This window comes from Pseudarthrobacter sp. HLT1-3, from assembly GCF_059383535.1.
The window spans coordinates 207303-221737 of sequence record NZ_JBWZCJ010000003.1 but is presented as its reverse complement, the minus strand read 5'-3'; the positions used below and the strand labels follow the sequence as shown (position 1 = coordinate 221737).

Here is a 14435-nt window from a genome sequence, read left to right as displayed (position 1 = left end):
GCCACGGCCACCGATGGTCAGCTGTGCAGCTGTGCAGCTGCACAGCTGACCCCGCTCGACGTAGTGCGGACATGCGTAGACAGTCCGGAGAATACGGCAGTACCGTGGCAGTAAATCCGGCGCCTTCGCAACGTCAAGCGGACGGCGCTGTACCGATCATGCCCACCCCAATCGCTGACGAGGGAGTCAACCGTGACTGTAACTGCCCAGCCCATTGTTACTGCGGAGCGCGAGAGCGCCCTGCTGGCCTCTGTTCCCACCGGCCTGCTGATCGGCGGCCAGTGGCGGCCGGCCGCGTCCGGCAAGACCTTCGACGTGGAGGACCCCTCGACGGGCAAGGTCCTGCTGAGCATCGCCGACGCCGGACCTGAAGACGGGGCCGCGGCCCTGGACGCGGCCGCCGCCGCGCAGGAGTCATGGGCGAAGGTCCCGGCCCGGGAACGCGGCGAGATCCTGCGCCGGGCGTTTGAACTGGTGACCGGGCGGGCCGAGGATTTCGCGTTGCTGATGACGCTGGAGATGGGCAAACCGCTGGCCGAGGCCCGTGGCGAGGTCACCTACGGTGCCGAGTTCCTGCGCTGGTTCTCCGAAGAGGCTGTCCGGGCTTTCGGCCGCTACTCGGTGTCCCCGGACGGGAAGTCCCGGCTGCTGGTGACAAAAAAGCCGGTGGGCCCGTGCCTGCTGATCACGCCGTGGAACTTCCCGCTGGCCATGGCGACCCGCAAGGTCGCCCCCGCCGTGGCCGCGGGCTGCACGATGGTGCTGAAGTCAGCGAACCTGACGCCGCTGACCTCGCAGCTGTTCGCCGCGGTGATGATGGAGGCCGGGCTGCCGGACGGGGTCCTGAATGTTATCCCGACCTCCACCGCGGGGGCCACTACGGGTCCGCTGATCAAGGACTCCCGGCTCCGGAAGCTCTCCTTCACCGGCTCCACCGAGGTGGGCCGCCGGCTGCTTGCCGATGCTTCGGAAAACGTGCTGCGGACCTCGATGGAACTCGGCGGCAACGCCCCGTTCGTGGTGTTTGAGGACGCCGACGTCGATGCCGCCGTCGCCGGGGCGATGCTGGCGAAGCTGCGGAATATGGGCGAGGCCTGCACGGCCGCGAACCGGTTTATTGTGCACGAATCCGTCGCGGACGAGTTCGCGGCGAAGTTCGCCGCGAAGATGGCGGACATGACGACTGCCCGCGGCACCGAGGCCGGATCCAAAGTCGGCCCGCTGATTGATGCGAAGAGCCGGGACAAGGTCCACGAGCTGGTCTCCGATGCCGTGTCCGCCGGTGCGGTCGCGGTGATCGGCGGTGCCGCCGTCGAGGGCCCCGGCTACTTCTACCAGCCCACGATCCTCAAGGGCGTCACCGAGGGCACCCGGATCCTGTCCGAGGAAATCTTCGGCCCCGTCGCCCCGATCATCACCTTCTCCTCCGAGGACGAGGCGGTCCGGCTGGCGAACAACACCGAGTACGGTCTGGTGGCCTACGTCTTCACCAGGGACCTCAACCGCGGCATCCGGATGGGCGAACGCCTGGAGACCGGCATGCTGGGCCTGAACGCCGGCGTGGTCTCCAACGCCGCGGCACCCTTTGGCGGGGTCAAGCAGTCCGGCCTGGGCCGGGAGGGCGGCCTCGAAGGCATCGAGGAATACCTCTACACGCAGTACATCGGCATCGCGGACCCGTACGCCGGCTGACCTCAGCTCCGGCGCAGCCAGTGCCCGCGGCGAAGCCGGCGCAGCACGCTGCGGGTGCCGGCCCGCGCCCCGGCAAGGGTGTGCCGGGTGCGCTCGGCCGCACGGCCGGCGGCGACGAACGGTGCCGTCGCGGCACGCCGCCAGGCGGCCAGGATGGATCCCGGGAGCCATGCCGCGCGGAACCGTCTGAGCGGCCCGGCATGGGTGCGCAGCGAGGTACGGACCGCCGCGATCCGGCCGGCGGAACTGCTGTCGCGGTCGGCGACGCCGTCGCCCTCGGGTCCGGAGGGAGGGCGGCCGTATTGCCGTCGTTCGAAATCCGCGGTCAGTGACCGGACAGCCCCATGGGCGTCCGCGTCCAGGCCCCCCGGTTCTCCGAGCGCCCCCGAGAAGCGCAGCCGCTGGGAGAAATGCCGGGAGGTCTCGCTGGTCCGCGGCGCCACACCGAAGTCGGTGGCCAGGTCGCGCAGTTCCGCCCAGGCCTGCAAGGCAGCGGCCCCGCCCGCCTGGGAATTCAGTCGGCGGCGGCGCAGCGCGCTGCGGGCCAGGTGCGGTGACGCCAGCAGCAGCCCGAGGAGCACCAGGGCGCCGGTGCCGTACAGCACGGGCAGCAACCTGTTTGCCGCGTCCTCCGGGACGGCAGTGCCCGGGAGCGGCTGCGGCGTACCGGAGGGGACCGGCGCGGTGGGGCTGTTGCTGGGAATGAGGCCATCGTTGTTTTCGTTGGTGCTCGCACCGCCGGATGTGACGGCGTCGGTGGCGTAGGACGGCACGACCCCGCGCGACGGGGTGGGCTCGAAGGGAATCCAGCCCAATCCCTGGAAATACAGTTCCGGCCAGGCATGGGCGTCGCGGCCATCGACCTCATATTCCGACAGGGCACCCTGGCCCCCGATCGAGACCGTGGCGCCGGTGGGGCGGCCGGGGGCGTAGCCGACGGCGATGCGGCTGGGGATGCCTTCGAGCCGGGCCATGACGGCCATGGCCGAGGCGAAGTGGATGCAGTACCCGCTCTTCTGGTTCAGGAAGTCTGCCAGCACGGACAGTCCGTTGCCGTCGTAGCCTCCCTGCACCGGGGACTGCAGCGAATAGCTGAACGCGATGGAGCGCAGGTACCGCTGGATCGCCATCGCCCGCTCGTACGGGGTGGCGCTGCCCGCGGTCACGGCATCGGCGGTGGTGCGCACGATCTCCGGGACGTTGTCCGGCGTCCGGATGAACTGTTCCGGGACGCCCTGCACCGGTCCTGTGGCCTGTGCGAGCAGGTCCGGAGTGAGCTGCGGGGCGACGGAAAGCACAACGTACTGCTGGTTCCGGGAGTTGACGTCGACCCCCTTGATGCTCAGCGTGGCCGGGTCCCAGCTCCATCGGCCGGTCAGGCCGTTCACGGCCTCCGGGGCGAAGGGAACCGGCAGGTACGGGCTGGTGAACTGGCCGGTGTTGACCGCGGTGACCACGCGGACCTCGGTGGCGGCGGACTCGAAGCCGGAATCTATCCGTCCCGTGCCCAGCCGGCGGGTGTCATCGCGGTCATCCGGTGCCCAGTTGTCGCCGTTGAAACTGTCCACGGTCACGGAGCGCAGGTAAGGGGTGCTGGCGGCGTTGGTGGCAAAGGTGATCCGGCCGTCCCCCGTGGGGCTGCGCAGGCTGTTGCCCAGGCTGATCATCGGGTTGAGTCCCGTGGCCGGGCCGAACGGGTTCAGCCGCGAGCCCTGCGGGAAGGTTCCCTGGTCAAATCCCGGGATCACCAGCTGGAGCAACAGGGTGAGGGTCAGTGCCGCGGCACCCGTCAGGGCGCCGCGGCGGAACTGGCCCGGATTGCGTGCGGTGTCCGCTCCGGTCCGTGCGTCGGGCGCGAACCAGTGGCTGCAGCCGAGGAGCAGGAGGTAGCCGGCGGTGGCTGCCGCGAAGGCCAGCACCCCGACGCTCTGCGGTTTGATCATGGCGGGAACGATGAGGATGGCCAGGATCCCCAGGCCGCTCGTCGCCGGCAGGGCCAGCGGATAGGCGAGCGCATCGACAAGGATCACCAGCAGTCCGAGGGCAGCGCAGACCAGCAGGACGATCCCGGCATTGGGGGCAACCGGGGCGCTTTCCGCGAGCACAGTCTCACTGGCCCGGCGCAGGAACCGGCCCAGCTGCGTCATGGTGGCACCGGAGGGAATGAGGCCCAGGATGCTCTGCGGGCGGAAGAAAGTGAAGGTCAGAATCAGCACGAGCGCCGCAAACGCACCGGCAGTCACGAAGATGCTGCGCCACCGGAGTGCCCGGAGCCCTGCCATGGTGAAGGCCACCGTGAGGACCGTCGAGAGGACGGGGGAGTACCACGCCCATCCCCGCAGCACGCCGTTGAGGCTCAGTGCCGCGCCGGCGACGGCGACCGCCACCGCGAATGCCATTAGCCACGGCTGGGCGCCAGCCTCTACCCGGGCCTTCCGCCCGTTGGGGGCAGGACCCGGGGAAGGGGCAGCCGGGCCGGCACCCTCGCCCGCACCGGCCTGGCCGGAGTGAACGCCCGGGCGGCGCTGGGGTGTCAGCGTCATCGCCGGACCCCCGCTCCGCGCCGCACGTCGGCGGCGGCTGCCAGCGGCGCGGTCCCGCCCTCGTCGAACGCCGTCCACGCTGCGGGCAGGGGCGTTGCGGGGGAGACTGCCACCGCCCGCCAGCCGCCCAGCCGCAGCGCCTCGAGTACATCATCCAGGTCCCGTGCCCGCTCCGTAATGACCAGGGCAAACGCGTTGGCGGCAAAACCGGCAGCCGGGGCCAGTGCCCGGGCCTCGGCCGGCGTGAGGTTGCCGAGGATCGCCAGGACCGGCCCCCGCAGCCGATGGGCGGCCAGCTTGTCCATGAGCCGGTCGTCGAACGGCTGCGGGCCGGCGTCGCCGGCGGAGGGGGGACGGCCAGGCGTCCGGGGGGACCCGGACTCCTTCGGGTCCTGGCGGCCGTGGTGTGACCCTGTCAGCTGGATCGCCGCCAGGCTCTCCGCGACGGACTGGAGCCCGGCCGCGCCGGCGTACTCTTCAGCGTCCGGCTCGGGCGCGGACGGTGAATGCTGGAACGCCGGCTCGCCGGCGGCATCGAGGAAACGCAGCGCGTAATTCCGCTCGGCGAGATGCGCGCCGATGGACATGGCGGCTGTCACGGCCCACTCGAAAGTGTCGCTCGTCAGGGGCTCGTGGTCCGGGCCGGAGCTGCCGCGCTGGCCGGTTCCGCCGTCAGCGGTCCCGCGCTGGCCGGCGCCGTGCAGGCTGGACCGCGCGTTCGAGCCGGAGGCAAAGCCTCCGCGGGTGAAGGCCGGGAACCGCTGGTCCAGGATAATAGTCGCCTCCGGAGTGGTGACGGACTCCTCCTGGCGGACCATCAGCTCCCCGTGCCGAGCCGTCGCCGCCCAGTGCACCCGGCGCATTGGGTCGCCGTGGCGGTACTCCCGGGTCATCACGTCCTCGTCGCTCGGGTTGGCCCGAACCTGGGAGGAGGTGACGCCGTCGTGCCCCCTGGCGCCGGCCAGCCCGGTGACGGGAAGCTCGACGGCGGCGGGTGTCACGGTCAGGAGGTCGCCGTCGTCAATGGCGTGGCGGTGCAGGGACAGCCCGAAGGGGTCGCTGAACTCGGCGGTGACCGGACCGATCAGGAACTGCCCGCGCTTGCCGGAGCGCAAATGGTATTCGTAGCGGCTTGTCCCGCCGGCGGCCGAGCGTGCCGGGAAGCGGAACACGGGGGATTCTCCGAACCGGGCAGGCAGGCGCTCCTCCATAAGCGCGTGGCCGGATCCGATTCCGGTCCTGGCGACGGCCAGCCGGACCGTCGTCGTCGCCGACGTTTCGACGCTGCCGGGGTTGAACTCCCGGTAGACCTGGAAATTCGGCTTGAGCATGCGGGTGCCGGCCAGGGAGAGCAGCGGCAGGACCAACAGCAGGATGGCGAGCGCCAGCAGGTCACGGCGTCCCATCACCTGGGCCGCCAGCAGGCAGACCGCCCCGGCGCCCAGCAGTCCCCAGCCGCGGCCGGTGAACAGGTGCCGCGGGAACCGGGAAGTCAGCGCCATGGCCGTGCCACCCCTAGCGGCGGTTCGGCAATGTGGCGGCCGGTGCCCGGGCCATGTCCGGGCTGACCGGGATTCTGGCCAGGATGCCGCGGATAACGCTCTGGGCGGTTTCGCCGGTGCCCGCGGCCTTGCGGTCCAGGATGATCCGGTGCGCCAGGACGGATTCAGCCACGCTGACGACGTCGTCCGGGAGGACGAAATCCCGTCCCTCCAGGGCCGCCGTGGCCTTGGCCGCCCGCAGCAGTTGGAGCATCGACCGGGGGCTGGCGCCGAGCCGCAACATTCCGCTGTCCCGTGTCGCCCGGCCCAGCGACACCGTATATTCCTTGATCGACTGGGAGACGTACACCTGCCGGACCGTGGCGATCATGGAGGCGACCTCGCCGGCGGTGACGACGGCGGTGACCCTGGTTAGCGGCGACGTCGCCTGGTGGGTTTCCAGCATTTCCATCTCGGCGTCCTTGTCCGGGTACCCCATCGAGATCCGCGCCATAAATCGGTCCCGCTGAGCCTCCGGGAGCGGGTAGGTGCCCTCCATCTCAATCGGGTTCTGGGTGGCCACCACCATAAATGGCTCGTCCAACTTGTAGGACGTGCCGTCGACGGTGACCTGGTGTTCCTCCATACACTCCAGCAGGGCCGACTGGGTCTTGGCGGAGGCGCGGTTGATTTCGTCTCCGATGACGATGTTGGCGAACACCGCGCCGGGCCGGAACTCAAAGGTCCTCGACGCCTGGTTGTAGATGGACACTCCGGTGACGTCGGAGGGGAGCAAATCAGGGGTGAACTGGATACGGCTCACCGAACAGTCGATGGTCCGGGCCAGAGTCTTCGCAAGGAGGGTCTTGCCGACCCCGGGGACGTCCTCGAGGAGCAGATGGCCCTGGGCCAGCAGCACGGTGAGGGCCAGCTTCGCGGCTTCGGCTTTGCCGTCGATCACGGTGTTGATGGCCGTCAGGATGCGCTCGCTCGCGGATCGGAACTCCGCCGCGGTCATGGCGGCGGGCGGCTGGACGGAGCGCCGGGGCGCTGGGAGCCCGGCCACGGCGGAATCTCCCCTCAGGTCCTGGTCGTCAGGGAGGGCTTCGTCTAGGGAGAAGCGGTGGTAGTCCATCGGTAGCCTCTCAGCCCGGGTGGGTTCCCGACCTTCCGTTGTGCTGAAGCCGGTGTTTATAACAGAGTACTAACACAAGTGCCGGCCCTGACAGGGAGTTCCGGGGGAAATCTTGGCACACTCACGGCCGGGCCACCGGCGCCGCCGTTGGCGGCACGGCCGGCCGGGCCACCGGTCCCGCTGCGGGCCGCGCTGCCGGCCCCGCCTTGGCCACCCTCCAGCCATGAGATAGCGCGGGCAGGTTAAATCCCGGGCTCCGGTTCGGGCTGCCGGGAGACCGACGTTAAGGTGGACAGATGATCAACCCGCTGACTCCCGTCCCGTTCCGCGCGCCCGGCAGTGATGGCACCGGCCGGCAGGGCTACCCGCCGGCACCGGAACCGCTTCCGGTGCCGGTAATGGACAACCACACGCATCTCGATTTCGCCAGCCAGGACCTGAAAGTCAGCGTCGGCGACGCCCTCGACGCGGCCCAGGCTGTGGGGGTCCAAGGTGCCGTCCAGGTGGGATGTGACCTCGAATCCTCCAGATTCACGGTTCAGGCCGTGGAGCAGGATCCGCGGCTCCTGGGCGCCGTTGCCCTGCATCCCAATGACGCGCCCGGATACGCCGCCCGCGGCGAACTGGAGGACGCCCTGGCTGAGATCGAGTCCCTCGCGGCGCACCCGAGAATCCGGGCCATCGGCGAAACCGGGCTGGATTTCTTCCGCACCGAGGGTGAGGGGCTGGCCCATCAGCGCTATTCCTTCCGGCGCCACATCGATATTGCCAAACGCCTGGGGCTGACGCTGCAAATCCATGACCGTGACGCCCACGACGACGTCGTGCAGGTACTCCGGGAAGAAGGCGCCCCCGAGAAGGTGGTGTTCCACTGTTTCTCCGGCGGCGAGGAGCTGGCCCGGATGTGTAATGCGGCGGGCTGGTACATGTCCTTCGCGGGGACGCTGACCTTCAAAAACGCGGCCAACCTCCGCGCCGCCCTGGCCATTGCGGATCCGGAACGAATCCTCGTGGAGACCGATGCGCCCTTCCTCACGCCGCACCCTCACCGGGGCCGTCCGAACGCGAGCTATATGGTCCCTTACACCGTCCGGGCGATGGCCGAATTGACTGGATGGGAACTCTCGGAACTGTGTGCCCGGATCGCCGGAAATTCGGTGCAGGCGTACGGATCGTGGGACTGATGTGACGAAAACTGACCCCGCCGCATAGATACTTCGTATGCACAATTTGTTGGCTGCTTTATAACGCTCCGGTTACAGTGGACAACTATTAGCCGGGGTCGGGGAAGGCCTTCGGATAATTTCACTCCTGCAGGGCGCGCATCGTGGCCAACGAACCATGGGCGCGCTCTCGTTTGTGAGTGTGGCAGTGCACCCAGCTGCCGCGGACATCGCGCGCCCCAGCGGGTGCTGGCTCAGGGCTGTCTGCGGCAGGGATCTGTGCACTTTTCCCCGTGCCCGGATGGTCCAAAAGATACGGGCAATCGTGGTCAAGTTCTTTACATCGGATGGCAAGTTCAGCGTCGTCAAGGTCGGCACACAGTTTGTGGTGCTCGTGGCTCTTGTGCTGGGTCTGGTCGCCTTCGTCGGCAACAACAAGACAGTCACCCTTAACGTCGACGGCAAAGTGAGTTCCGTCCAGACCTTCGGCGGTACCGTCGGCCAGGTCGTGAAGGGCGCCAGCCTTGAACTCCAGTCCTCCGACCGGGTCACGCCCGCCGCTGACTCCCATGTACAGGACGGTTCCGTCATCAACGTCAACCTCGCCAAGGCCGTAACGGTCAGCCTGGACGGCGCGGAGCGCACCATCAGCACCACCGCGCCCACCGTTGAGGGCCTCGTGACGGAACTGGGCGTGGCCGGCGCCTCGGAACTCTCCGTTCCCAAGCACGCGCAGCTCGCGGTCTCCGGTTCCTTCCTCTCCATCTCGACGCCGAAGACCGTAAGCATCGTCGCTGACGGCAAGGCCGACAAGACCACCACGACGGCCGCCAACGTCGCCCAGCTCCTGTCCGACGCCGGCATCGCCCTGGGTGCCGGGGACCGCCTCTCGCAGCCGGGCAACGCCCCGGTGGTCAACGACATGGTGATCAAGGTTTCCCGCGTCGACGCCACCCAGACGGCCGAATCGACCGAAAGCGTGGCCTTTGAAACCCTGACCACCGAGGACGCCGAATTGGCCAAGGGCGAGAAGAAGGTGACCCAGGCAGGGGTGGCCGGCACGCTCAACAAGAGCTTCAAGCTGGTCCTCGTCGACGGTCGCGAAGCCTCCCGCACCCTGGTGTCGCAGGCCGTCAGCACCCAGCCGGTCACCGAAAAGGTCACGGTTGGCACCAAGGAAAAGCCGAAGCCGGCAGCCCAGGCCGCCGGAGCCAACACCGGCGCCGGAGCCCCGGCCATGATGAACGAAGCCATGTGGGACAAGATCGCGCAGTGCGAGTCCACCGGCAACTGGTCCATCAACAACGGTAACGGCTACTACGGCGGACTGCAGTTCGACATCAGGACCTGGCTCGGTTCCGGCGGCGGCGCCTACGCCCCGAACGCCAGCCTGGCCACCAAGGCCCAGCAGATTGACATCGCCAACCGCGTCTACGCACAGCGCGGGCTGCAGCCCTGGGGCTGCGGCTGGGCAGCCTCAAGCTAGGCAGCCACACGAGGCCATCCTTCCCTGCTAAAGGGATGTGAGGGGCGAGTTATTATGTTCGGCTTCCGCAGCGGCTGACCACGGCGGCGGATGCCCCCGGCAGAGGCCGGGTCCGGTTCACGGACCCGGCCTCTGCCATGCCCGGCCCGGTTCACGGACCCGGCCTGTGCCATGCCCGGCCCGGGCGCCGGGATAGGATACCTAGGTGACAGAACCGACCCCCTCCCCGCCGGGCAGTACGCCGGCCGCTGCCCCTGCCAACGCGCCGGCAAGCGCGCCCCCATCCCTTATGGGCGCCTCAGACATCCGCAGGCTGGCCGAGGAGATCGGGATCCGTCCCACGAAGACTCTCGGCCAGAACTTCGTCATCGACGGCAACACCATCCGCAGGATTGTCGCCACCGCGGACATCCACCCGGACGAGACGGTCCTGGAGGTGGGGCCGGGTCTGGGCTCCCTCACCCTCGGACTGCTGGACGCCGCCCGCTCGGTCGTCGCCGTCGAGATCGACCCGGTCCTCGCCGGCAAGCTTCCCGCCACCGTCGCCCAGTGGCGGCCGGACGCCGTCGAAAATTTCCACCTGGTCCTCGCCGACGCCATGCGGGTCACCGAGCTCCCGGTGGAGCCGACCGCGCTCGTGGCGAATCTGCCCTACAACGTCGCCGTCCCGGTGGTCCTGCACCTGCTGCAGCGCTTCCCGAGCCTCCGCCACGGCCTGGTCATGGTCCAGGACGAGGTGGCCGACCGGCTTGCCGCCGGGCCCGGGTCCAAAACCTACGGCGTTCCCTCGGTCAAGGCGGCCTGGTACAGCAGCATGCGCAAAGCCGGGGTGATCGGCATGAACGTCTTCTGGCCCGCGCCCAAGATCCACTCGGGCCTGGTGGCGTTCACCCGGCGGGAACCACCCGTCACCACGGCCAGCCGGGAACAGGTATTTGCCGTTATCGATGCCGCCTTCGCCCAGCGCCGCAAGACGCTTCGCGCGGCACTGGCGGGATGGGCCGGCAGCGCGGCGGAGGCTGAGCGCTGCCTGCGCGCCGCCGGTATTGACCCGACCGCGCGCGGCGAAGTGATCGACATCGCCGCCTTTTCCAGGATCGCCGAAGCCCACGAGCAGCCGATCCCTTGAGCCCGTCGGCAGCCACGGCAACGTGAAGCCGGACCGGCGCTGTGCTTGGAGCCTGCCCCTGCCATGCCATAGCGTGGAGCCATGAACGCAGTGAGAGGGCGCTTTGCCGCGAGGACTGTCCGGGTCAAGGCTCCCGGCAAGGTAAACGTCTCACTTGATGTAGGCCCGTTGCGCCCGGACGGCTACCACTCGGTGGCCAGCGTCTACCTCGCGGTCTCGCTCTATGAAGAAGTCGCCGCGACCAGCACGGACACCGGCGAAATCACCGTCAGTATCAGCCCGGCAAGCACCCTCGACCTCGACGGCGTCGACATCCCCCTGGACGAGCGCAACCTCGCCTACAAGGCCGCGGCCATCATGACGGATGTCTCGGAGCACTCCACCGGCGTCCATCTCGAGATCACGAAGCGGGTGCCCGTGGCCGGCGGGATGGGCGGCGGCTCGGCCGACGCGGCGGCCACCCTCCTTGCCTGCGACGCGCTGTGGAACAGCGGGCTGTCGCGCGACGAACTCGCCCACCTGGCCGCGGAACTGGGCGCCGACGTGCCGTTCTCCCTGCTGGGCGGAACCGCCGTCGGGCTCGGCCTGGGCGACGAACTCTCCCCGGCCCTGGTCAAGGCCCAGACCGACTGGGTCCTGGTAACCGCGGACTTCGGCCTGCCTACCCCCGAGGTCTACCGGACCCTGGACCGGCTGCGCGCCGCCGAAGGGGCGGTGGTCGAGGAACCCGATGCGGTGGACCCGATGATCCTGCAGGCGCTGCGCAGCGGCGATGCCGATGCCTTGAGCCGGGTGCTGGTCAACGATCTCCAGCGCGCCTCGGTAGAGCTGGCACCCAGCCTCAGGGACACGCTCGGACTCGGTGAATCGCTGGGCGCCATCGCCGGCATCGTCTCCGGCTCCGGACCCACCGTGGCGCTGCTGGCCCACAGCCCGGCGGCGGCTGAGGGACTGGCCGAAGACCTCCGGCACCACGGTCTCGATGCCATGGCGGTCCACGGCCCGGTTCACGGCGCGCGCATCATCTCCGATACCCTCCTTTAAAAGGATTGTCGTCGTCACCACGACGTATTCGGCCCGGATCGATCCGGCCTGACCAGTCCGCCCGACCCTATTTTCTCCAGGAAAGCAGTTCCCAGTGGCACACCTGCTCGGCGGCGAGAACCTCACGGTCTCGTATGCAACCCGCACCGTCCTCGATGGCATCACCCTCGGCCTTGAAGAGGGCGACCGGATCGGCATGGTCGGCCGCAACGGCGACGGCAAGTCGACCCTCATGCGCCTGCTGGCAATGCGTTCCACCCCGGACACCGGCCGGGTGACCAAGCGCAGCGAGGTCAACATCGGCTACCTGGACCAGAGCGATGTGCTCGACGGCGACCTCACCGTCGGCGCCGCGATCGTCGGTGACCAGGCCGACTATGAATGGGCCCGGAATCCCCAGATCCGCGAGGTCATGGGCGGACTCGTCTCCGACGTCGACTGGCACGCCAACGTGCATGCGCTCTCCGGCGGGCAGAAGCGGCGGGTGGCGCTGGCCAAGCTGCTGATCGAGGACCACGACGTCATCATGCTCGACGAGCCCACCAACCACCTCGACGTTGAAGGCGTCGCCTGGTTGTCCCGGCACCTGAAGACCCGCTGGCGGCCCAACCAGGGCGCCTTCCTCGTGGTCACCCACGACCGCTGGTTCCTTGACGAAGTCTGCAACAAGACCTGGGAAATCCACGACGGCATCATGGACCCGTTCGACGGCGGCTATGCCGCGTACGTGCTGGCCCGCGCCGAGCGCGACCGTTCTGCTTCCGTGGTGGAAAGCAAGCGCCAGCAGCTCGTCAAGAAGGAGCTCGCCTGGCTGCGCCGCGGCGCCCCGGCCCGCACCGCCAAGCCCAAGTTCCGGATCGAGGCGGCCAACGCCTTGATCGCCGACGTCCCCGAGCCGCGCGACTCGACGGCGCTGAGCAAGATGGCCGCTGCCCGGCTCGGCAAGGATGTTCTCGACCTCGAGAACGTCTCCCTTGACTTCCTCGGCGGCGAGCCCGGCCAGAAGCTCTTCGACAACATCACCCTGCGGCTCGCGCCCGGTGAGCGGCTGGGCCTGGTCGGCGTCAACGGCGCCGGCAAGACGACGCTGCTGAAACTGCTCAATGGTGAGATCGAGCCCAGCTCCGGGAAGGTCAAGCGCGGCAAGACGGTCGTCACCGCCGTGCTGTCCCAGGAGGTCAAGGAGCTCGACGACGTTTCGGACCTGCGCGTGATCGAAGTGATCGAGCGGGAGAAGCGTTCCTTCAATGTGGGCGGCAAGGAATTCACCGCCGGACAACTCGTGGAGCAGCTTGGTTTCACGAACGAGAAGCAGTGGACTCCGGTCAAGGACCTTTCCGGTGGCGAACGCCGGCGCCTCCAGCTCCTGCGTCTGCTGGTGGGGGAGCCCAACGTGCTGATGCTCGATGAGCCCACCAACGACCTCGACACCGACACGCTGGCCGCCGTCGAGGACGTGCTGGATGGCTGGCCGGGCACCCTCGTCGTCGTCAGCCACGACCGCTACCTGTTGGAGCGTGTCACGGACCACCAGATGGCCCTGCTGGGCGACGGCAAGATCCGTGCCCTGCCGCGCGGCGTGGACCAGTATCTGGAACTGCGCGAAGCGGCTCTGGCCGGTTCCACGATCACCGGTGGCGGCAACCCCGTCATCGCTGCCAGCGGCAGCACGGCACCAGCCGCGGCCGGCCCTTCGGAAGGTGAAAAGCGGGATGCCCGCAAGGCCAAGAACCGGATCGACCGCCAACTGGGCAAGCTCAAGCAGCAGGAAGACAAGATCCACGCCCAGATGACCGCCGCGGCCGCAGACGCTTCCGGCTCCGGCAAACTCGGCGAGCTCAACAAAAAGCTCAAGGACCTCGCGGTCGAACGCGAAGCCCTCGAACTCGAATGGCTCGGAGCCCTCGAAGTCCTCGGCGAGTAGTCCCCTGGACCCTGGGGACATGCCCAGCGTGTCGCGGCACGGCTGGACATGCACCTCGGTCGCCTCCCGTCCCTCCGGACATGTCCCTTGGGGCAGGCGACGGTTGGACATGTTGGTGTTATGTCCAGCCTTGGAGTCCAAGGGAGGGCATGTCCCTTGGGGGGCGCTCAGGGCCCCCGCGCCCGCCCCGCTGCCGCAGGAAGCCGCAAGAACGGGCCGGCCGGCACCCGGGTTTAGTCGCCGGTGCGGAGTTCGGGGTCTTTTTGGAGTCCGGTGAGGCCGTTCCAGGCGAGGTTGACCAGGTGGGCGGCCACTTCGCGTTTGTCCGGGCTGCGGCTGTCCTGCCACCACTGGCCGGTCATGGCAACCATTCCCACCAGCATCTGCGCGTACATGGCGCCGTCGGCCGAGGTGAAGCCGCGGCGGGCGAACTCGTCGGCCAGGATGTACTCCACCCGGGCCGTGACATGGGAGAGCAGCGTGGAGAAGGCGCCTTCGGGTTGCGTCGGCGGCGCATCGCGCATGAGGATGCGGAATCCCTCGGCGCGGTCCTCGATGTAGCTCAGCAGCGCCAGGGCGGCCCGCTCGACCAGGACACGCGGCTTGGCTTCCTCGGACAGCGCGTCGTTGATGGAGCCCAGCAGGATCCGGAACTCGAATTCAACGACTTGCGTGTACAGGCCTTCCTTCGAGCCGAAGTGCTCGTAGATCACAGGTTTCGAGACGCCGGCGGCAGCGGCGATCTCCTCGATCGTGGTCCCGTCCAGTCCTCGGAGCGCGAAGAGCCCCCGGCCGATGCCGATCAGCTGGCTGCGGCGCTGGGGCCCCGTCATCCGGA

General features: G+C 68.7%; 10 protein-coding genes. 6 read left to right on the top strand and 4 right to left on the bottom strand.

Features of this window, described 5'->3' with window-relative positions; all coding sequences use genetic code 11:
* Window positions 1-192: 192 nt before the first annotated feature.
* Window positions 193-1692, top strand: coding sequence for an NAD-dependent succinate-semialdehyde dehydrogenase (locus tag AC50X9_RS04265; RefSeq protein ID WP_494890585.1), 1500 nt, complete (start codon window positions 193-195; stop codon window positions 1690-1692).
* A 2-nt stretch (window positions 1693-1694) separates the two neighbouring features.
* Here AC50X9_RS04265 and AC50X9_RS04260 read toward each other — a convergent pair whose 3' ends face one another.
* The 3 genes from AC50X9_RS04260 to AC50X9_RS04250 are packed head-to-tail and all read right to left on the bottom strand — an operon-like array spanning window position 1695 to window position 6851.
* Entirely contained in the window at window positions 1695-4235 is a 2541-nt protein-coding gene (locus AC50X9_RS04260) for a transglutaminase TgpA family protein (protein ID WP_494890583.1), read from the bottom strand.
* Window positions 4232-5737 carry a DUF58 domain-containing protein gene (locus AC50X9_RS04255; protein WP_494890579.1) on the bottom strand — a complete coding sequence of 502 codons (1506 nt, stop codon included), beginning with the start codon at window positions 5735-5737 and terminating at the stop codon, window positions 4232-4234. Before AC50X9_RS04255 ends, AC50X9_RS04260 begins: the two co-directional genes overlap by 4 nt.
* Window positions 5738-5750: 13 nt before the next feature.
* The gene (locus tag AC50X9_RS04250) at window positions 5751-6851 is read right to left on the bottom strand and encodes an AAA family ATPase (RefSeq protein ID WP_494890575.1); all 1101 of its coding nucleotides are present in this window, start codon (window positions 6849-6851) and stop codon (window positions 5751-5753) included.
* A gap of 296 nt (window positions 6852-7147) precedes the next feature.
* Here AC50X9_RS04250 and AC50X9_RS04245 point away from each other — a divergent pair, with 296 nt between their 5' ends.
* The 5 genes from AC50X9_RS04245 to AC50X9_RS04225 all read left to right on the top strand — a co-directional run bounded on the left by AC50X9_RS04245 (window position 7148) and on the right by AC50X9_RS04225 (window position 13597).
* The gene (locus AC50X9_RS04245) at window positions 7148-8035 is read left to right on the top strand and encodes a TatD family hydrolase (RefSeq protein ID WP_494890573.1); all 888 of its coding nucleotides are present in this window, start codon (window positions 7148-7150) and stop codon (window positions 8033-8035) included.
* Between the two features lie 280 nt (window positions 8036-8315).
* Window positions 8316-9500 carry a resuscitation-promoting factor gene (locus AC50X9_RS04240; RefSeq protein ID WP_494890571.1) on the top strand — a complete coding sequence of 395 codons (1185 nt, stop codon included), beginning with the start codon at window positions 8316-8318 and terminating at the stop codon, window positions 9498-9500.
* 205 nt (window positions 9501-9705) lie between these two features.
* Window positions 9706-10629, top strand: coding sequence for a 16S rRNA (adenine(1518)-N(6)/adenine(1519)-N(6))-dimethyltransferase RsmA (rsmA, locus tag AC50X9_RS04235; protein WP_494890569.1), 924 nt, complete (start codon window positions 9706-9708; stop codon window positions 10627-10629).
* An 81-nt stretch (window positions 10630-10710) separates the two neighbouring features.
* On the top strand, window positions 10711-11673 hold the full coding sequence (locus AC50X9_RS04230; RefSeq protein ID WP_494890567.1) for a 4-(cytidine 5'-diphospho)-2-C-methyl-D-erythritol kinase: 963 nt from the start codon (window positions 10711-10713) through the stop codon (window positions 11671-11673).
* A 94-nt stretch (window positions 11674-11767) separates the two neighbouring features.
* Window positions 11768-13597 carry an ABC-F family ATP-binding cassette domain-containing protein gene (locus AC50X9_RS04225; protein WP_494890565.1) on the top strand — a complete coding sequence of 610 codons (1830 nt, stop codon included), beginning with the start codon at window positions 11768-11770 and terminating at the stop codon, window positions 13595-13597.
* Window positions 13598-13830: 233 nt separating this feature from the next.
* On the opposite strand, the gene AC50X9_RS04220 is transcribed toward AC50X9_RS04225, so the two are convergent.
* On the bottom strand, window positions 13831-14430 hold the full coding sequence (locus tag AC50X9_RS04220; protein ID WP_494890563.1) for a TetR/AcrR family transcriptional regulator: 600 nt from the start codon (window positions 14428-14430) through the stop codon (window positions 13831-13833).
* Window positions 14431-14435 lie beyond the last annotated feature (5 nt).